Source organism: Achromobacter xylosoxidans A8, assembly GCF_000165835.1.
Taxonomy (GTDB): Bacteria; Pseudomonadota; Gammaproteobacteria; order Burkholderiales; family Burkholderiaceae_B; genus Achromobacter; species Achromobacter xylosoxidans_B.
This window is the reverse complement of sequence record NC_014640.1, coordinates 199,641-219,440: the sequence shown is the minus strand read 5'-3', so window position 1 is coordinate 219,440 and position 19,800 is coordinate 199,641. Positions and strand designations below refer to the sequence as shown.

Below are 19,800 nucleotides of genomic sequence, written 5' to 3'. Positions count from 1 at the left end.
GCGCCGGCGGCGCATGGCGTACGCCGAGCCCGCCATCCGCCATCCCAAATCGGACGCGCATAAAAAACGGGGCACCAGATATGCATGGTGCCCCGCAAGCATCCGTCTCATAGGGGAGGGGAAAGAGGAGAAGCCGAGACGGATGACAAGACTGCTAACCGAAGTTCGCGGTCTACATGAAGTTAGGCGGGGCGATCCGCATTAAGTTTCTTGCGCCGCGCAAAATTTCCGTCCGAATTTGTATCAATTTATTCACGCACAGCCGCGCTGCGCCGGAAAAGCAAAAGGGCCGCGATCAGCGGCCCTTTGCGTGGTCAAGCAGGCTCAAGCAGCGAGATTGCCGCGCATCTTCTTCAGGGCAGCCGCTTCGATCTGGCGGATGCGCTCGGCCGACACGCCGAACTCCTGCGCCAGTTCGTGCAGCGTGGCGCCGCCGTCATCCTGCAGCCAGCGGGCCTCGACGATGCGGCGCGAACGCGGGTCCAGCGCTTGCAGCGCGTCGGTCAGGCCGGCGCTTTGCAGTTGGTCGCGGGCGGCGCGTTCCAACACCCGGGTGGGTTCCTGGCGGCCTTCGTCGGACAGGTAGGCGATGGGCGCGTAGCTGTCATCGTCGTCGTCCTGGTTTTCTAGCGACATGTCGCGGCCGGACAGGCGCACTTCCATTTCGCTGACGTCTTCGCGGCGCACGTTCAGTTCGCGCGCGATATGGTCGACCTGGTCCGGATCCAGCGTCTGGCCGTCGGGACGCATGCTGCGCAGATTGAAGAACAGCTTGCGCTGGGCCTTGGTGGTCGCGACCTTCACCAGGCGCCAGTTGCGGATGATGTATTCGTGGATTTCAGCCTTGATCCAGTGCACGGCGAACGACACCAGGCGCACGCCGCGCTCGGGGTCGAAGCGCTTGACGGCCTTCATCAGGCCGACGTTGCCTTCTTGGATGAGATCGGCATGCGGCAGGCCGTAGCCCAGATACTGGCGAGCCACCGACACCACCAGGCGCAGGTGCGACAGAATCAGTTCGCGCGCGGCGCCCAGGTCTTCCTGGTCGCGCAGGCGGCGGCCAAGCTCGGTTTCACGTTCCGCGGACAGGACCGGCAAGCGGTTGACCGAGGAGATATAAGCGTCGATCGTGCCAAGTGCGCCCGGATTGGCGATGGCCAACGCCAGGGCGTTGCCGGAAGCGGCCAACGAGGTACTGGGTTGCTTCATAGCGAGGGTCTCCGGATGGCGAAGGGATAACGACATGGATTCGATGTTAGCACTCTAGTATTGGGAGTGCTAATTCGACTATTGCGGCGCGTCAAAGTTTCCTTCGACGATATGCGTCCCCGTTTATTTTTTAGCAGAATGGGAAGGCCATCTCTCCGCCGGGCTGCCCAAGGGCAAGCGCGTCTGGGACAGCTAGCCCGCGCGGCAAGGGCAGCGTCGGGGCACCACTACCATCCGAGGCGCTTGAGCCCCTCGGCTGTGGCCTCGCCGTCGGGCCGCACGAACAGCGCCCCGCGCGGATCCATCAGCACCTGGTAACGCGCACCGTCGAACATCGGCATATACGCGCCGCTGCCGAATTGGACATCGACAAACGGGAACCAGTTCGGGAAATTCTTCTTCAGCGATGCCAGGTCGGGCGCCGGCCAGTCGTCCAGCGCATGGACCGAACGCGTGGCCGAGGCCTCTCGCGCCGCGTCGCTATAGCGGCCGGACAGACGCTCCAGCCGGTACAGCGGCGGCACGCCGGCCATCAGCGCCGGCAGGCGCCAGCGCACCACCCGCGCGTCGATTTGCCACTGGTCTCCATAGAGGACGTACTGCTTGGTCCCGGTGCCGGGCGCGCTGGCGCTGACCTGAAACTGACCGTCGGCCACCTGGCGGACTTCAATGTGCGCCACCGGCTCGTCGGCCGTCAGGCGGAAGAACTGCACCAACGACAGCGCCAGCAGGCCGGACACGCAGCCCAGCAGCACCAGCATCAGGCCGAACAGACGCCGCACCGGCCGGAACTGGAAGATCCTGCGGCCCCGCTCGTCGCGCGGGCCGCCGCGGCCCAGCAGCATAGCAATGCCAGGCAGCAGGACGACGACGGCGCCCAGCAGTATCCAGACGAAGGGAGCGATTCCGTTGACCAAATCAGGCGTTCCTATTGAGCACAGACCGCAGGCGGCGCCCCGGGGCGCGATATAGGCCTGCCGCGGCAGGCTCGCCAGTATAGAAGCGCCCCCTCAGGGCGCCGGTTTTCCAAGCCGCTCGACGTGAAACCGGATGTGATCCTCGATGAAGGTCGAGATGAAGTAGTAGCCGTGGTCGTAGCCCGGGTGGCGCTGCAGGTCCAGCGGCTGTCCGGCAACGGCGCAGGCGGCCTCGAATACCTCGGGATACAACTGTTCGGCCAGGAACTGATCCGACTCGCCCTGATCGATCAGGATGCCGGCGGGGAATGGGTTGGCGGCGCCGCGCATCAACGCGGACGCGTCGTAGGCGGCCCAGTCCTCGACCTTGTTGCCCAGGTAGGCGCCGAACGCCTTCTTGCCCCAGGGGCACTGGCTGGGCGCGGCGATAGGCGCGAACGCCGACACCGAACGGAACTTGCCGGGATTGCGCAACGCCAGCACCAGCGCGCCATGGCCGCCCATGGAATGGCCGAAGATGCCGGTGCGCGACGCGTCGCCAGGCAGCGCCTCACCCGTGACGATGCCGTGCAGTTCCTGCGTCACGTAGCTGTACATGCGGTAGTGGCCGCGCCAGGCGGGCGTGGTGGCGTCCACATAGAAGCCCGCGCCGGAACCCAGGTCCCAGCTTTCTTCCTCGCCAGGCACGTTGGCGCCGCGCGGGCTGGTGTCCGGAGCGACCAGCATGACGCCCAGCTCCGCGGCCAAGCGCTGCGCGCCCGCCTTGATCATGAAGGTTTCTTCCGTGCAGGTCAGGCCGGCCAGGTAGAACAGCACCGGCACTGGACCTTGTTCTGCCTGCGGCGGCACGTAGACGGAGAAGCGCATGGGCAGGCCGATCTCCGCGGACTCGTGGCGGTAATAGCGCTGCCAGCCGCCGAAGCAGCGATGCTGCGAAATGAGTTCCAGGGCGACTGCCATTGCTTTCCTCCGGTCGTAGGGGTCGGAAAAAACGCCCGCGGATTAGGGGATACCCACGGTGCGACGTTCCGTCGCCGAATGTTAACCTGGGCTTTATGGGGTACGAACGACAGAAAAAAAAGCGATTTCCTGCCCCGACATGATCACGGGACTTGACCAGCGCCCACCGTGGCACTATTTATATACCGTGAGCGAAGACAACCCGTTCTTCCAGATACGCAAGTCCTGACACTATGGCCCGTCTGCCCCGTCTGTACGCCCCTGGGCTGCCCCAACTGGTGCAGGCCAACTTCATCCAGCCGCTGGCGGCGCCGTCGCAACCCGCGCCGGCCGACATCCTGAACCAACTGGCTACGTGGCTGGGCGAATCCGCCCAACGCCACCGCGTCTCGGTTCACGGCTGGCTGCTGGCCAACGACCGCATCCTGCTGCTGGCCACGCCCGCGGACGAGGAAGGCCTGCCCCGCCTCATGCAAACGCTGGGCCGCAACCTGGCGGCGCGTCTGCGCGGCGGCCGGGTCTTCGCGGGCCGCTACCGCTCGGCCTTGCTGGAGCCGGGCGCCTGGGTGCTGCCATCCCTGGTCTGGCTGGAAACCTATCCGGTGCGCAGCGGCGCATCGCAGGATCCGGATTCCTGGCCCTGGTCCTCCGCCGCCAGCCATACCGGCAATACCACCGCGGCTCCAGCGCAGTGGCAGTCGGATCACGCGGACTATTGGGCCTGTGGCAATACCCCGTTCGACCGCCAGGCCAATTACCGCAAGCGCTTGCAGGACGGCCTGTCGCGCGAGGAAACGCAGCGCATCGACCAGGCGGTCTCCGGACAATGGGCGCTGGGCGGTCCCGCTTTTATCGCCAGCCTGGCTCATACGGCCAGCCGCCGGGTCGCCCCGGGGCAGCGCGGACGTCCGCGCAAGAAACCTGCCGCCGCATCGTCCGACGCTGAGTCGAGTTCCGCGCCTCCCACCACGACGCCTACGTCGACCTCTTCCTGATTGCGGACCCGCCTGAATGGCGGGTTCTTCTTTTTTGCCGGCCGCGGCAGCGCAGGCCGGCGGATGCATTTGCATTTCCGCAACGCCAAGCATCGCTTCATACCTGCAAAATTCCCCATTAAATTGGGGACGTATAATTGGAAAAATGGCCATTTCCCAGGCGTGGAGGCACCCTCCTGGTGCATACCCCTGCGGCAAGCCCCGTGTGGCGCGGCTTTTGATGCGTCACCGAATTAACTCAGGATGACACATCTTATATATAAATAGGGACACACCCTATTTATTCCTATTGCACCCTACTCCCACCGGGGGTATTGTCCGTCTCCTGCACTGCAACATTACGACGCAGGCCCACTGCGGAGCGCGCCATGCCCCAAATTACCCCGATCGACTCCTGTCCCCCGCCCAAGGCGACCCCCATCGATGCCAGCCGCATCGGGCTGCCTTCCGCCCAGGGTCTGTACAACCCCAAGAACGAACATGACGCCTGCGGCGTCGGTTTCGTGGCCCACATCAAGGGCAAGAAAAGCCACGCCATCATCCAGCAGGGCCTGAAGATCCTGGAAAACCTGGACCACCGCGGCGCGGTCGGCGCGGACAAGCTGATGGGCGACGGCGCCGGCATCCTGATCCAGATCCCCGACACGCTCTACCGCGACGAACTCGGCCATCAAGGCATCACGCTGCCGCCTCCCGGCGAGTACGGCGTGGCCATGGTGTTCCTGCCCAAGGAAACGGCTTCGCGCCTGGCCTGCGAACAGGAGCTGGAACGCTCCGTGCGCGCCGAGGGCCAGGTCGTCCTGGGCTGGCGCGACGTGCCGGTGGACGTGGACATGCCCATGTCGCCCACCGTGCGCGCCTGCGAACCCGTGATCCGCCAGCTGTTCATCGGCCGCGGCGCCGATGTGATGGTGCCGGACGCGCTGGAGCGCAAGCTGTACGTGATCCGCAAGACCGCCAGCCACGCCATCCAGAACATGCATCTGGCGCACGGCAAGGAATACTTCGTGCCTTCGGCCTCGGTGCGCACCGTGGTCTACAAGGGCCTGCTGCTGGCCGACCAGGTCGGCCGCTACTACCGCGACCTGGCCGATACCCGCACGGTGTCCGCCCTGGCGCTGGTGCACCAGCGCTTCTCGACCAACACCTTCCCGGCCTGGCCGCTGGCCCACCCGTACCGCATGATTGCCCACAACGGCGAAATCAACACGGTCAAGGGCAACTTCAACTGGCTGCGCGCGCGCGAAGGCATGATGCAGTCGGCCGTGCTGGGCGACGACCTGAAGAAGCTGTACCCCATCGTCTACGAAGGCCAGTCGGACACCGCCACGTTCGACAACTGCCTGGAACTGCTGGTGAATTCGGGCTACTCGCTGGCCCACGCCATGATGATGATGATCCCGGAAGCCTGGGAACAGCACACGCAGATGGACGAAAGCCGCCGCGCTTTCTACGAGTACCACGCCGCCATGATGGAGCCGTGGGACGGTCCCGCCGCGGTCGCGTTCACCGACGGCCGCCAGATCGGCGCCACGCTGGACCGCAACGGCCTGCGTCCGGCGCGCTACCTGGTCACCGATGACGACATGGTCATCCTGGCGTCCGAAGCCGGCACGCTGTCCATCCCCGAAAATCGCATCGTCAAGAAGTGGCGCCTGCAGCCGGGCAAGATGTTCCTGATCGACCTGGAACAGGGCCGCATCATCGACGACGCCGAGATCAAGCTGCAACTGGCCAACAACCGGCCTTACCGCCAGTGGATCGAACGCCTGCAGATCAAGCTGGAATCGCTGCCGGCGCCGCGCCAGGCCGCCGTTGCCACGCAATCGCCGGTGTCGCTGCTGGACCGCCAGCAGGCTTTCGGCTGGACCCAGGAAGACTACAAGTTCATCCTGGAACCCATGGCTTCGACGGGCGAGGAAGTCATCGGCTCGATGGGCAACGACGCCCCGCTGGCCGTGCTGTCCGACCGCGCCAAGCCGTTCTACAACTACTTCCGCCAACTGTTCGCGCAGGTCACCAACCCGCCGATCGACCCCATCCGCGAACAGCTGGTGATGTCGCTGGTGTCCTTCATCGGCCCCAAGCCGAACCTGCTGGACATCAACAACGTCAATCCGCCGCTGCGCCTGGAAGTGTCCCAGCCGGTGCTGGACTTCGCCGCCATGGCGCAGATCCGCGACATCGAGCAGGTCACGGGCAAGAAGTTCCGCAGCTTTGAGCTGGACATCACCTATCCCGCCGCCTGGGGCCCCGAGGGCATCGAAGCCCGCGTGGCTGCGCTGTGCGCGCGCGCCGTCGACGCGGTGCGCAGCGGCTACAACATCCTGATCGTGTCCGACCGCCTGGTCGACAGCGAGCGCGTGGCCATCCCCGCGCTGCTGGCGACGTCCGCGGTCCACCAGCACCTGATCCGCGCCGGCCTGCGCACCAATACCGGCCTGGTCGTGGAAACCGGCTCGGCGCGCGAAGTGCACCACTTCGCGCTCTTGGGCGGCTACGGCGCGGAAGCCATCCACCCCTACCTGGCTCTGGAATCGCTGGGCAAGATGAACGACCCCGAAAAGGCGGTCAAGAACTTCATCAAGGCCATCGGCAAGGGCCTGAACAAGGTCATGTCCAAGATGGGCATTTCCACCTACATGTCCTACACCGGCGCGCAGATCTTCGAAGCCGTGGGCCTGCAGACCGCCCTGGTGAACAAGTACTTCACCGGCACCGCCTCCAACATCGAAGGCATCGGCATCTTCCAGGTGGCCGAGGAAGCGCTGCGCCAGCACCGCGCCGCCTTCAGCACCGATCCGGTCCTGGCCAACGACCTGGACGCGGGCGGCGAATACGCCTACCGCGTGCGCGGCGAAGAGCACATGTGGACGCCGGACTCCATCGCCAAGCTGCAGCACGCTTCGCGCGCCAACAATTACCGCACGTACAAGGAATACGCGCAGATCATCAACGACCAGAGCCGTCGCCACATGACCCTGCGCGGCCTGTTCGAATTCCGCTTCGACCCGTCGCGCGCCATTCCGCTGGACGACGTCGAATCCGCCAAGGACATCGTCAAGCGTTTCGCCACCGGCGCCATGTCGCTGGGCTCGATCTCCACCGAGGCGCACTCGGTGCTGGCCGTGGCCATGAACCGCATCGGCGGCAAGTCCAACACCGGCGAAGGCGGCGAGGACGAACTGCGCTACCGCGCCGAAATACGCGAAGGCAAGAGCACCATCAAGGACGGCGACACGCTGGCCTCGGTGCTGGGCACGGACCGCATCGAAGCCGACGTCGAACTGAAGAAGGGCGACTCGCTGCGCTCGAAGATCAAGCAGGTGGCCTCGGGCCGTTTCGGCGTGACCGCCGAGTACCTGTCGTCGGCCGACCAGATCCAGATCAAGATGGCGCAAGGCGCCAAGCCCGGCGAAGGCGGCCAGCTGCCCGGCCACAAGGTGTCCGAATACATCGCCAAGCTGCGCTACTCGGTGCCGGGCGTGGGCCTGATCTCGCCCCCGCCGCACCACGACATCTACTCGATCGAAGACCTGGCCCAACTGATCCACGACCTGAAGAACGTCAATTCCAAGGCCTCAGTGTCGGTCAAGCTGGTGTCAGAAGTGGGCGTGGGCACGGTGGCTGCGGGCGTGGCCAAGGCCAAGGCCGACCACGTCGTGATCGCTGGTCATGACGGCGGCACGGGCGCGTCCCCGGTGTCGTCCATCAAGCACGTGGGCACGCCCTGGGAACTGGGCTTGGCCGAGACGCAGCAGACGCTGGTGCTCAACCGCCTGCGCAGCCGCATCCGCGTGCAGGCCGACGGCCAGATGAAGACCGGCCGCGACGTCGTCATCGGCGCGCTCCTGGGCGCCGACGAATTCGGCTTCGCGACCGCGCCGCTGGTCGTGGAAGGGTGCATCATGATGCGCAAGTGCCACCTGAACACCTGCCCGGTGGGCGTGGCCACGCAGGACCCGGTCCTGCGCAAAAAATTCCAGGGCAAGCCCGAGCACGTCGTGAACTTCTTCTTCTTCATCGCCGAGGAAGTGCGCGAAATCATGGCCCAATTGGGCATCCGCAAGTTCGACGACCTGATCGGCCGCGCCGACCTGCTGGACATGCGCTCGGGCGTGGAACACTGGAAGGCCCAGGGCCTGGACTTTGCCCGCGTATTCCATCAAACCCAGTCCGACGCCGACGTGCGCCAGACCGAAGAGCAGGACCATGGCCTGGCCGGCGCGCTGGACCACCAGCTGATCGAGCGCAGCAAGCCCGCACTGGAACGCGGCGAGAAGGTTTCGTTCATCGTCCCCGTACGCAACCGCAATCGCACCATCGGCGCCATGCTGTCGGGCGCGGTGGCTTCGCGCTACGGCCATGAGGGCCTGCCGGACGACACCATCCACATCCAGTGCAACGGCACCGCGGGCCAGAGCTTCGGCGCGTTCCTGGCCCACGGCATCACGATGGACCTGGTGGGCGAAGGCAACGACTACGTCGGCAAGGGCCTGTCCGGCGGACGCATCATCGTGCGCTCGCCCAACGACTTCCGCGGCTTCGGTCCCGACCACATCATCGCCGGCAACACCGTGCTGTACGGCGCGCTGGCGGGCGAGGCGTTCTTCAACGGCGTGGCCGGCGAACGCTTCGCGGTGCGCAACTCGGGCGCGGCCACCGTCGTCGAAGGCACCGGCGACCACGGCTGCGAATACATGACCGGCGGCACCGTCGTGGTGCTGGGCGCCACCGGCCGCAACTTCGCGGCCGGCATGTCGGGCGGCGTGGCCTATGTGTGGGATCCGGAACGCACGCTCAAGCAGCGCGCCAACCTGTCCATGGTCGAACTGGAGAGCATCGTGCCGCACGCGGAACAGCTTGCCCAGAACAACATCGACGTCTGGCACAGCGCGCAGCGCGGCGGCGAACGCGAAACGGACGAAACCATCCTGCGCCGCCTGGTGGAAGACCACTTCCGCTACACCGGCAGCTTCCGCGCCCGCGAAATCCTGGGCGACTGGGAAGCCTCGCGCGGCAAATTCGTGAAAATCATGCCGACGGACTACCGCCGCGCATTGGGTGAAATGTGGCGTGCAGCCAACCCGCAACAACTGGCTGCGTGAGGGATACCATGGGAAAGATAACCGGCTTTATGGAATTTCAGCGTCTGCAGGAGGCCTCCGAGGCCCCGCAGAAGCGGCTGAAGAACTGGCGCGAATTCGTGCTGCACCTGAGCGACGACCAAGCCAAGCAGCAGGCGGCGCGCTGCATGGACTGCGGCATCCCGTTCTGCAACAACGGCTGCCCGGTCAACAACATCATCCCGGACTGGAATGACCTGGTGTACCGCCAGGACTGGAAGCGCGCGCTGGACGTGCTGCACTCCACCAACAACTTCCCCGAGTTCACCGGCCGCATCTGCCCGGCGCCGTGTGAAGCCGCCTGTACCTTGAACATCAACAGCGACGCTGTCGGCATCAAGTCCATCGAGCACGCCATCATCGACAAGGGCTGGGCCGAGGGCTGGGTGTCGCCGCAGGTGCCGGCGCGCAAGACCGGCAAGAAGGTCGCCGTGGTGGGCTCCGGCCCCGCCGGCATGGCGTGCGCGCAGCAACTGGCGCGCGCCGGCCACTCGGTGACGCTGTTCGAGAAGAGCGATCGCATCGGCGGCCTGCTGCGCTACGGCATCCCCGACTTCAAGCTGGAAAAGCACCAGATCGACCGCCGCATCTCGCAGATGGAAGCCGAAGGCGTGGAGTTCGCGCCGTCGACCTACATCGGCAACCCCAGCGATCCCGTGGCCGACGGCCTGACGGTGCGCACGCCGGACTCGCTATTGGCCGAGTTCGACGCGGTGGTGATGAGCGGCGGTTCCGAAACCCCGCGCGACCTGCCGGTACCCGGCCGCGAGCTGTCGGGCGTGTATTACGCCATGGACTTCCTGCGCCAGCAGAACAAGGCGGTGGCGGGCGATCGCCTCACCAATCAGACGCTGGCCAAGGGCAAGCACGTGGTGGTGATCGGCGGCGGCGACACGGGCTCCGACTGCGTCGGCACCAGCAACCGCCACGGCGCGGCCTCGGTCACGCAGTTCGAGCTGATGCCCCAGCCGCCGGAGAGCGAAAACAAGACCATGACCTGGCCGTACTGGCCGCTCAAGATGCGCACCTCCTCCTCGCACGAGGAAGGCTGCGAGCGCGACTGGTCCGTGACCACCAAGCTGCTCCAGGGCAGCAACGGCAAGGTCGAGAAGCTGGTCGGCGCGCGCGTCGAATGGTTCAAGGACGAAGCCACCGGCCAGATGAAGATGCGCGAGGTCGAGGGCTCGGAGTTCGAGATCAAGGCCGACCTGGTGCTGCTGGCCATGGGCTTCGTGTCGCCCGTGCAGACGGTGCTGGACGCCTTTGGCGTGGACCGCGACGCGCGCGGCAACGTGCGCGCCAATACCGATGATTACCGCACCAACGTCGAGAAGGTCTTCACCGCCGGCGACATGCGCCGCGGCCAGTCCCTGGTGGTCTGGGCCATCCGCGAAGGGCGCCAGTGCGCGCGCTCGGTGGACGCCTACCTCATGGGCAGCAGCGAACTGCCGCGCTGATCACCCCGATCAGGCTTAATCAGATCGCCGCCGAGCGCTTTGCGCCGGCGGCGATTTTTTTGTCTGCACGCCGGCGTGTTGCAACATAACCACTTTTCAATTGCGGTCTTTTCACGATTTGACACACATCAAGCGGGCCGGACGCCAGGTTTGAGAACCTGTCGTCTCACCCAATGGAAAGATCGGAGAAGAGAATGTTTTCGCTGAACGGCCGTATCCGCGCCACCGCCATCGCCGGCCTGATCGCCGCTGGCACGCTCGCCGCCCCCGCGCACGCCCACGAAGCGGGCGACGTGCTGTTCAAGGTCGGCGTTACGCAGGTCCGCCCCTCGTCCAACAACGGCACCGTGCTCAATGGCAGCGTCGGGCTGGACGTGAACAACAACGTGCGCCCGAGCTTCACGCTGACCTACATGGCCACGCGCAACATCGGCATCGAATTGCTGGGCGCTTGGCCGTTCCAGCATGACGTCAGCGGCAGCGGCCTGGGCAAGATCGGCTCGACCAAGCAATTGCCGCCGACGCTAAGCCTGCAATGGCACATCCTGCCCGACAGCATGATCCAGCCCTACATCGGCGTGGGCATCAACTACACCCACTTCTTCGACACCAAGGCGGAAGGCGCGCTGAAGGGCTCGAACCTGAAGCTGGGTGACTCCTGGGGCGTGGCGGCGCAACTGGGCGCGGACTTCAAGATCAACGAGCGCTGGTTCATGAATGCGGATATCCGCTACATCGACATCCGCTCCAAGGTGAAGCTGGACGGCCAGCACATCGGCACCGCGCGCATCGACCCGTGGGTCGCGACCATCGGCGTCGGCTACCGCTTCTAAAGCAAGCAGAGCGCGGCCTGCCTCAGCCTTGCGGCGCCGCCAGCTTGTGCCGCAGGGCCTGCAACGCCGGCGTATCGTCGTCGGCGCGCCAGACCAGCTGGGTCAGGGCCCGGCCATGCGAGCCGGACAGCCCGCCGACGCGCACCGTGTGCTCCGCTCCCAGCACCGCCAGCACCGAGCGCGGCACGATGGCCACGCCCGAGCCCGCGGCCACGCAGGCGACGATGGCGTGGTACGAAGCGAACTCCATCACCTTGCCAGGCGCGACACCTTCCTGGTTCAACCATGATTCCAGGATGCGCCGGTACGAGCATCCCGACGCGAAGGCAATGACGCTGCGGTCGCCCAGATCCCTGGGACTGTCGATCGGATCCCAGGCCAGCGGCGAAATCAGCGCCAGCTCTTCCTTGAACGCATCCAGCGCCGCCAGGCCCTCGGCCGGAAAGGGCTGGGCCACGAACGCGGCCTCGATCTCGTAGTTGCGCACCTTGGCCGCCAGCGCGGCCGACGTGCCTGTCACCAGTTCGATCCGCACCTGCGGCCAGGCCGCGTGATAGGCCGCCAGGATGGGCGGCAAGCGCGCGGCCGCCGTGCTTTCCATGGTGCCGATGCGCAGCACGCCCTGCGGGGAACCGTCACGAACCGCGGCCTGGGCTTCATCCGCCAGGCGCAGCAGGCGGTCGGCGTAGGACAGCAGCACGCGGCCCTGGTCCGACAGCACCAGCCGGCGGTTCTGCCGCCGGAACAGCGGCGCCTGCAACGAGGCCTCCAACTGCTTCAGGCGCGTCGACACGTTGGACTGCACGCGGTTCAGGTGCGCGGCGGCGCGCGCCACTCCGCCCTGGTCGGCGACCGCCTTGAAGATCTGTAGCGCATCGAGGTCCAAGTTTCTCATTTTGAGAACTCACTATCTTAATTATTCACTACTAAAGATATTAGTACAGCCGTAGAGTAGGGCTATGTCAACGCCCATTTACCCTTCCGTCTCCGCGTCGCGCAGCGCCGCCGCCCTGGCTTGGCCGGCGGCGCTGGCCCTGGCCGCCGCCATGGGGATAGGCCGGTTCGCCTTCACGCCGGTCTGGCCCCTGATGGCGCAGGAGGACGGCCTGTCGCTGGCGCAGGGCGGCTGGCTGGCCTCGGCCAACTACGCGGGCTATCTGCTGGGCGCGCTGGCCGCCGTGGTCTGGCCCATCCGCCGGCTGCGCGGCACGCTGGCGGCCAGCCTGCTGGCGGTGGCGCTGCTGACCCTGGCCATGCCGCTCTGGCACGGCATGGCGGTCTGGTGCGCACTGCGCCTGGCCGCCGGCTACGCCAGCGCCAGCGCCTTCATCTGCGTGGCGGCGTGGCGGGCGGTGCCCGCGGGCGACCCGCGCGAAGCGGACGCCTCCGCCGTGACCTTTGCCGGCGTGGGCGCGGGCATCGCACTGACGGGACTGGCCTGCCTGGCATTGGCGGCGTGGAACGCGCGCGCCGACACGGTCTGGATGGCCCTGGGCGGTCTGGCGCTGGCGCTGGCCGCCATCGCCTGGCCAGGCTTGCGCCGCCAGTCAGTAGCGGCCGCCACGTCGACGGCGAGCGCGGCGTCCGCCGCCCGGCTGCCGCGCGACATTCCGCGGCTGGCGCTGCACTACGGCGTCTTCGGCGTGGGCTACATCATTCCCGCCACCTTTCTGCCGGCGATGGCCAAGGAGATCATTCCCGACCCGGCCATTTTCGGCTGGGCCTGGCCCCTGTTCGGCTTGGCGGCGGCCGTGTCCTGCCTGCTGGTTCCACGCCTGGCCCGGGGCCGCGACAGCGTGCAGGTCTGGCGCGCCGCCCAGGCCTTGATGGCGCTGGGCATGGTGGCCGTGGCGTTGTGGCATCACATTGCCGCCGTGATCCTGGCCGCGGTGCTGGTGGGCGGCACCTTCATGGTGATCACGCAGGCGGGCATGATCGCCGCCAGGCGTTCGGCCGGCGCCTCGGCGCCGCGCGCGGCGGCTCTCATGACCGCGGCGTTCGCCGCGGGGCAGATCCTGGGACCGTTGCTGGCGTCGTACGCGGCGCGCTGGGGCGCGGGCCTGCCGCAAGTGTTGGCGGCCAGCGCGGCGCTGCTGGCGCTGTCCGCATGGCGTTTGGGAAAGATCACGACAGATGACGCTGGCGCTGGGCATAATGCGATCGGCCCGCGGGCCCGTTCACATTAAAAAAACAAAACCAGGAGTCATCTATATGAAAGCATTGCGTCCCCTTATTGCCGCCCTGGCAGCCACCGCCGCCTTCAGCGGCGCCGCCCAGGCCCAGACCGCCGACTGGCCGGCCAAGCCCATCACCATGATCGTGCCCTACGCGCCGGGCGGCTTCGCCGACACCCGGGTGCGCCTGTTGGCGCGCAAGCTGGGGGATTCGCTGGGCCAGCCCATCGTGGTCGAGAACAAGGCGGGCGCGGGCGGCGTGGTCGGCACCAACCTGATCGCGCGCGCCGCGCCGGACGGCTACACCATCGGCACGGGCAATCTGGCACCCATGGCGGTCAATCCGACGCTGATGAAGGACATGCCGTACAACCCGCAGAAGGATCTGGCCCCGATCATCCTGATCGAAAACAGCCCGCTGGTGCTGAGCGTGAACAACGAACTGCCGGTGAAGACCCTGGCGGACCTGATCGCGCTGGCCAAGAAGCAGCCCGGCAAGCTGTCCTTCGGTTCGTCCGGCGTGGGCGGCGCGCACCACCTGTCCGGCGAAATGTTCCGCGAACAGGCCAAGATCGACATCGTCCACGTGCCCTACAAGGGCGGCAGCCTGGCCGCGACCGATCTCATGGGCGGCCATATCTCGATGATGTTCGAAATGGGCTATTCCGCGCTGCCCGCAATCCAGGGCGCCAAGATCCATCCCATTGCCGTCACGTCCGCCAAGCGCCTGGCCGTGCTGCCCGACGTGCCGACCATGGCCGAATCCGGCCTGCCGGGCTTCGAGTCCTACAACTGGCAGGGCATCGTCGCCCCCGCCGGCACGCCCGCGCCCATCATCGCCAAGCTCAACGCCGAGTTCAACCGCATCCTGAAGGAACCGGACGTGCAGAAGGCCATCGCCGACACCGGCAGCCAGGCCGGCGGCGGCACGCCCGAGGAATTCGGCGCCTTCATCAAGAGCGAAACCGAGAAGTGGGCCCACGTCATCAAGGCTGGGAACATCCAGCTTCAGTAACCTTCCAGGAGACTTCCATGGCTTCCCGTCTGATTGATCTGCTCAAGCTGCACCATCCCATCGTCCAGGCCCCCATGGCCGGCGGCGCCACGACGGTGGAGCTGGTATCTGAATCATCGAAGGCGGGCGTCCTGGGTTCGCTCGGGGCGGCCTATATGAGTCCCGAGCAGATCGAGGCGGCGGCGCGCGACATCCGTGCGCGCACGCCGCTGCCGTTCGCCATCAATCTATTCGCATCCGTGCCGGAAGAGCCCATCCGCGGCGACGCCAACCGCATGCTGGCCCTGATGGCGCGCTATCACCAGCAGTTGGGCCTCCCGGCGCCCGCCGCCCCCGGCCCGCAGGCCGATCCGCTGCCGCAACAGATCGAGGCCATTCTGCGCGTGCGTCCGGCCGTCTTCAGCTTCACCTTCGGCCGCATGCCGGCCGCGGCCATCGCGCGCTGCCGCGAGCTGGGCATCCTGACGGTGGGCACCGCGACCACCGTGCGCGAAGCGGTCGCGCTGCAACAGGATGGCGTGGACGCCATCGTGGCGCAGGGCGCCGAGGCGGGCGGCCATCGCGGCACCTTTCTGGACGGTTTCGAGGAGTCGCTGATCGGCACCATGGCGCTGGTGCCCCAGGTGGCCGATGCAGTATCGGTCCCTGTTATTGCGTCTGGCGGCATCATGGACGGCCGCGGCATTGCCGCCGCGCTGGCGCTGGGCGCCGACCTGGCCCAAATGGGGACGGCCTTCCTGACCACCCAGGAGTCCGGCATCAATGAGGCCTACAAGGCGCTCCTGCCCGCCTCCCGGGCAGAACAATCCCGGGTGACCCGGGCGTTTTCCGGACGGCCCGCCCGCGGCATCGAAAACGCCTTCATGCGCGAGGCCGACGCCATCGCGGCCGACATCCTGCCGTATCCCCTGCAGAACGCGCTGACGCGCCCCATGCGCACGGCGGGCGGCAAGGCCGGCGACACCGACGTGCTGTCCCTGTGGGCCGGCCAGGGCGCGCCGCTCGCTCGGCGCGAGACCACCGCCGACCTGGTCGCGCGGCTGGCCCGGGAAACCGCAGCGGCACAGGCGCGGCGCTGACCCGTATTGTTCCCTGAACCGAAAACACTGTTCCACTTGCGGGGTCCCGCGTTGTGATTACAAAGCGTCGGGCTACAATGGCGCCTCGCCGCCGGGAGCCCAGGCACCATCTCGCCCCCGGCATATGAGTAACAGGGCGCTTCCCGACGCCGCCTGTCTTAGCCGCGCCGGCCCCACGTATTGCCGGATGCGCCTACCGGACAGCAGGGCAAGCTCCGCCGCCGAAACACCCTTTCGTTGCCCATGCCCGCTCAAACCAGCAAGACCCCGGAATTCGCCCTGCGCCTGGAAGGTGTGGCGCTAGGCTATGGTGATTTCACCGTCTTGCGCGACATCTCCATGGACGTGCGCGCCGGCCAGGTGGTCGCCATCATGGGCGGATCGGGTTCGGGCAAGACCACGCTGTTGCGCGCGGCCACCGGCCAGCTCACCGCGCAGCAAGGCCGGGTGCTGGCCTTCGGCCAGGACATGGCCCACGTCAACCGCGCCGAACTGGAATCGCTGCGCACGCGCATGGGCGTGCTATTTCAGCAGGGCGCGCTTTTCACTGACCTGAACGTGTTCGAGAACGTGGCTTTCCCGCTGCGCGAGCACACCAAGCTGGCGGAACCGGAAGTCACCGAGCGCGTGCTGGACAAGCTCGACGCCGTCGGCCTGCGCGCGGCCGCGCACCTGAAGGTGGCCGAAATCTCGGGCGGCATGGCCCGGCGCGTGGCACTGGCCCGCGCCGTGGTGCTGGAACCTGAACTCATTCTGTACGACGAACCGTTTGCCGGGCTGGACCCGATCTCGCTGGGCATTACCGCCCGCCTGATCCGCAGCCTGGCCGACCGCCTCGGCTGCGCCTCGGTGCTGATCACGCACGACGTGCACGAATCGTTTGCCATCGCGGACCAGGTGTACCTGGTCGGGCAGGGCAAGCTTGCCGCCGCCGGCACCCCCGAAATGCTGTCGGCGTCGCAGGACCCCTATGTGCAGCAGTTCCTCAAAGGGGAGCCCGACGGCCCGGTCGCGTTCCAATACCCCGAGACGCCCGCTTTCAAGAAGTGGCTTTCGCAACAGGAGGGACGCCGCGCATGAGCGGATCCAACAACGCCATCGGCGCGCTGGGCGGCTGGGTGCGCACCCGCGTTTCCGGCATCGGCTACTTCACCCGGTTCTTCGGCGCCATGCTGGCGCGCAGCGGCATTGCCCTGTCGCGTCCGCGCCTGGTGTCGCAGCAGGTCCACTTCATCGGCAACTACTCGCTGCTGATCATCGCCGTGTCCGGCATGTTCGTGGGCTTCGTGCTGGGGCTGCAGGGCTATTACACGCTGAACCGCTACGGCTCCGAAGAAGCGCTGGGCCTGCTGGTGGCCCTGTCGCTGGTGCGCGAACTGGGGCCCGTGGTCACGGCGCTGCTGTTCGCCGGCCGCGCGGGCACTTCGCTCACCGCCGAAATCGGCCTGATGAAGGCCGGCGAACAACTGGCGGCCATGGAAGTCATGGCCGTCGACCCCATACGCCGCGTGCTGGTGCCGCGCCTGTGGGGCGGCATCATCGCCATGCCCATTCTGGCGGCGGTGTTCTCCATGGTGGGCATCCTGGGCGGCTGGGTCGTGGGCGTGCTGCTGATCGGCGTGGACGCCGGCGCGTTCTGGTCGCAAATGCAGAACGGCGTCGACGTCTGGAAAGACGTGGCCAACGGCGTCATCAAGAGCCTGGTCTTCGGCGTCACGGTGACGCTGGTCGCGCTCTACGAGGGCTGGCAGGCCAAGCCCACCCCTGAAGGCGTTGCCCGCGCGACCACGCGCACCGTGGTGGTGGGCTCCCTGGCGGTACTTGGGCTGGACTTCCTGCTCACCGCCTTGATGTTTGGAAATTGATACGGATCGATCATGTCTCGCGAAAAAACCGACTTCTGGGTAGGCCTGTTTGTATTGCTGGGCGCGGTCGCGCTGGCGTTCCTGGCGTTGCGCGCCGGCAACTTGAGCACCTTTTCTTTCGCCCCGACCTATACGCTGACGGCCAACTTCGATAACGTAGGCGGCCTCAAGGTGCGCGCGCCCGTCAAGAGCGCCGGGGTCGTCGTGGGCCGGGTTGCCGGCATCTCGTTCGATGACAAGACCTTCCAGGCGGTCGTCTCGGTCAACCTGGAAACGGCCTACCAGTTCCCCAAGGACACTTCGGCGTCCATCCTGACGTCGGGCCTGCTGGGCGAACAATACCTGGGCCTGAGCGCGGGCAGCGAAGAGGAAAACTTTGCCGACGGCGGCAAGATCCGCTACACGCAAAGCGCTGTGGTGCTTGAACAACTGATCAGCCAGTTCCTGTACGGGTCGGCGGAGAAGCAAGGCTCGAACGCGCCGGAACCCGCCGCGAAAACGCCAAATTAAAGACAATGCGACAGACGCGGTAACAGCAGCGCGTCCGCAGTACGCAATATGATAAGAATCGTTGATAGGGATGTCCTGATCATGAACAAGAAAGCTATTAGCAGGATTGCCACCGTCGCCGCCGCGGGCGCGCTCATGGCAGGCTGCGCCGCGCCGCAGAACCCGGATCCGCGCGACCCCTGGGAAGGCTTCAACCGGGGCGTCTACAAGTTCAACGACACGGTCGACCGCGCCGTTTTCAAGCCGGTGGCGCAGGCCTATACCTTCGTCACGCCGCAGCCGGTGCGCAGCTGCGTGCACAACATCTTCAGCAACGTCGGCGACCTCTGGTCCGGCGCCAACAGCTTCCTGCAAGGCCGCGGCCACGACTTCGTCAACACGCTGGGCCGCTTCCTGTTCAACACCACCATGGGCGTGGGCGGCTGCTTCGACGTCGCCTCGGCCAATGGCGCGCGCCGCATCCCGAACGACTTCGGCACGACGCTGGGCGTGTGGGGCTTCAGCCAGGGCCCGTACCTGGTGCTGCCGTTCTTCGGCTCGTCGTCGGTGCGCGACGGCGCAGGCCTGATCGGCGACTACGCCGGCACGACCTACGGCTACATGGGCGTGGATTCCATCGACAACGTCCGCCTGCGCAACTCGCTGTGGGGCCTGCGCGTGGTCGATACGCGCGCCAGCCTGCTGAGCGCCACCGACACCATCGACCGCGTCGCACTCGATCCCTACAGCTTCGTGCGCGACGCCTACCTGCAGCGCCGTGCCGCCATGGTGTTGGGCCAGAAGGTGGACGACGAGTCCGCGCTGCCCAACTACGAAGACGACGAGGACGATGCCGCCCCCGCCGCGCAGCCGGCGGCACAGCCCGCTGCGCAACCCGCGGCGCAACCTGCGGCCAAGTAATCCGCCGCGTTGCGCCCTCAGTACAAGTAAGGAGTTTTGATGCGAGTTTCCTTTGTTTCCCTGCTGCAGCGTCTGGTTTTCACGGGCCTCCTGGCCCTGGGCCTGACCGCCGGCGCGCAGGCCAAACCCGACCCCAACGGTTCTCCCGACCAGTTCGTGCTCGCCACGGCCAATGAGGCCCTGGACGTGCTGAAGGCCGACGGCACCGTCAAGGCGGGCAACACCGCCCGCATCAATCAGGTCGTCAACGAGCACATCCTGCCTTACGTCAACTTCCAGAAGACCACCCGGCTGGCCACCGGCCGCTACTGGCGCCAGGCTACCGATGCGCAGAAAAAAGCGCTGGCCGAGGCCTTCCGCGGCACCTTGGTGCGCACCTACAGCGGCGCGCTGACCCGCGTCACGCCCAGCACCAACGTCACCGCGCTGCCGTTCCGCGGCGATCCCAAGGCCGACGACGTGGTCGTGCGCACGCTGATCAGCCAGGCCAACGGCCAGCCCACCGGCGTCGATTACCGCCTGGAAAAGACGCCCCAGGGCTGGAAGATCTACGACATGAACGTCGAAGGCATCTGGCTGATCGAGAACTACCGCAACCAGTTCGCCCAGCAGATCAATCAGAACGGCATCGACGGCCTGATCCAGGCGCTGAACCAGCGCAATCAATGACCGGCCTTGCGGCTATCGCGGCCCGGCGCGCCCTTGTGGCCCGCCGGGCCGATTGTTTTAGGGACAGACCAATCGGATACCCGGCGAGATG

The 19,800-nt window shown here is 66.5% G+C and carries 16 protein-coding genes; 12 read left to right on the top strand and 4 right to left on the bottom strand.

Annotation, left to right across the window (positions count from 1 at the left end; all coding sequences use genetic code 11):
- Positions 1–324: 324 nt before the first annotated feature.
- From rpoH to fghA, 3 genes are all read right to left on the bottom strand, one after another.
- Positions 325–1,209, bottom strand: coding sequence for an RNA polymerase sigma factor RpoH (gene rpoH, locus AXYL_RS01055; protein ID WP_013390971.1), 885 nt, complete (start codon positions 1,207–1,209; stop codon positions 325–327).
- 227 nt (positions 1,210–1,436) lie between these two features.
- Positions 1,437–2,126 (bottom strand): hypothetical protein, encoded by a 690-nt coding sequence (locus AXYL_RS01050; protein ID WP_013390970.1) that lies wholly within the window; start codon positions 2,124–2,126, stop codon positions 1,437–1,439.
- Between the two features lie 93 nt (positions 2,127–2,219).
- Positions 2,220–3,086: an S-formylglutathione hydrolase gene (gene fghA, locus AXYL_RS01045; RefSeq protein WP_013390969.1), complete on the bottom strand. Its 867-nt coding sequence runs from the start codon at positions 3,084–3,086 to the stop codon at positions 2,220–2,222.
- A 233-nt stretch (positions 3,087–3,319) separates the two neighbouring features.
- Between fghA and AXYL_RS01040 the strand changes: the two genes are divergently transcribed.
- From AXYL_RS01040 to AXYL_RS01025, 4 genes are all read left to right on the top strand, one after another.
- Positions 3,320–4,081, top strand: a complete 762-nt coding sequence (locus AXYL_RS01040) for a hypothetical protein (protein ID WP_013390968.1) — start codon at positions 3,320–3,322, stop codon at positions 4,079–4,081.
- Positions 4,082–4,449: 368 nt separating this feature from the next.
- Positions 4,450–9,189: a glutamate synthase-related protein gene (locus AXYL_RS01035; protein WP_013390967.1), complete on the top strand. Its 4,740-nt coding sequence runs from the start codon at positions 4,450–4,452 to the stop codon at positions 9,187–9,189.
- A gap of 8 nt (positions 9,190–9,197) precedes the next feature.
- Entirely contained in the window at positions 9,198–10,664 is a 1,467-nt protein-coding gene (locus AXYL_RS01030; RefSeq protein ID WP_013390966.1) for a glutamate synthase subunit beta, read from the top strand.
- Between the two features lie 194 nt (positions 10,665–10,858).
- Positions 10,859–11,497, top strand: coding sequence for an OmpW/AlkL family protein (locus tag AXYL_RS01025; protein ID WP_013390965.1), 639 nt, complete (start codon positions 10,859–10,861; stop codon positions 11,495–11,497).
- Between the two features lie 22 nt (positions 11,498–11,519).
- Here AXYL_RS01025 and AXYL_RS01020 read toward each other — a convergent pair whose 3' ends face one another.
- A complete protein-coding gene (locus AXYL_RS01020) occupies positions 11,520–12,392 on the bottom strand; it encodes a LysR family transcriptional regulator (protein WP_013390964.1) in 873 nt (290 codons plus the stop codon).
- A gap of 64 nt (positions 12,393–12,456) precedes the next feature.
- Here AXYL_RS01020 and AXYL_RS01015 point away from each other — a divergent pair, with 64 nt between their 5' ends.
- From AXYL_RS01015 to AXYL_RS00980, 8 genes are all read left to right on the top strand, one after another.
- Positions 12,457–13,683 (top strand): YbfB/YjiJ family MFS transporter, encoded by a 1,227-nt coding sequence (locus AXYL_RS01015; protein WP_013390963.1) that lies wholly within the window; start codon positions 12,457–12,459, stop codon positions 13,681–13,683.
- A gap of 25 nt (positions 13,684–13,708) precedes the next feature.
- On the top strand, positions 13,709–14,686 hold the full coding sequence (locus tag AXYL_RS01010) for a Bug family tripartite tricarboxylate transporter substrate binding protein (RefSeq protein ID WP_013390962.1): 978 nt from the start codon (positions 13,709–13,711) through the stop codon (positions 14,684–14,686).
- Between the two features lie 17 nt (positions 14,687–14,703).
- Positions 14,704–15,765 carry an NAD(P)H-dependent flavin oxidoreductase gene (locus tag AXYL_RS01005; RefSeq protein WP_013390961.1) on the top strand — a complete coding sequence of 354 codons (1,062 nt, stop codon included), beginning with the start codon at positions 14,704–14,706 and terminating at the stop codon, positions 15,763–15,765.
- 243 nt (positions 15,766–16,008) lie between these two features.
- Positions 16,009–16,845, top strand: a complete 837-nt coding sequence (locus AXYL_RS01000) for an ABC transporter ATP-binding protein (protein WP_013390960.1) — start codon at positions 16,009–16,011, stop codon at positions 16,843–16,845.
- Complete coding sequence (gene mlaE / locus AXYL_RS00995; protein ID WP_013390959.1) at positions 16,842–17,630, top strand: lipid asymmetry maintenance ABC transporter permease subunit MlaE; 789 nt, start codon at positions 16,842–16,844, stop codon at positions 17,628–17,630. Before AXYL_RS01000 ends, mlaE begins: the two co-directional genes overlap by 4 nt.
- 12 nt (positions 17,631–17,642) lie before the next feature.
- Positions 17,643–18,140, top strand: a complete 498-nt coding sequence (gene mlaD, locus AXYL_RS00990) for an outer membrane lipid asymmetry maintenance protein MlaD (protein WP_013390958.1) — start codon at positions 17,643–17,645, stop codon at positions 18,138–18,140.
- Positions 18,141–18,221: 81 nt separating this feature from the next.
- The gene (locus AXYL_RS00985) at positions 18,222–19,040 is read left to right on the top strand and encodes a VacJ family lipoprotein (protein ID WP_013390957.1); all 819 of its coding nucleotides are present in this window, start codon (positions 18,222–18,224) and stop codon (positions 19,038–19,040) included.
- Positions 19,041–19,079: 39 nt separating this feature from the next.
- The gene (locus AXYL_RS00980; protein ID WP_013390956.1) at positions 19,080–19,709 is read left to right on the top strand and encodes a phospholipid-binding protein MlaC; all 630 of its coding nucleotides are present in this window, start codon (positions 19,080–19,082) and stop codon (positions 19,707–19,709) included.
- The last annotated feature ends 91 nt before the right edge of the window (positions 19,710–19,800 follow it).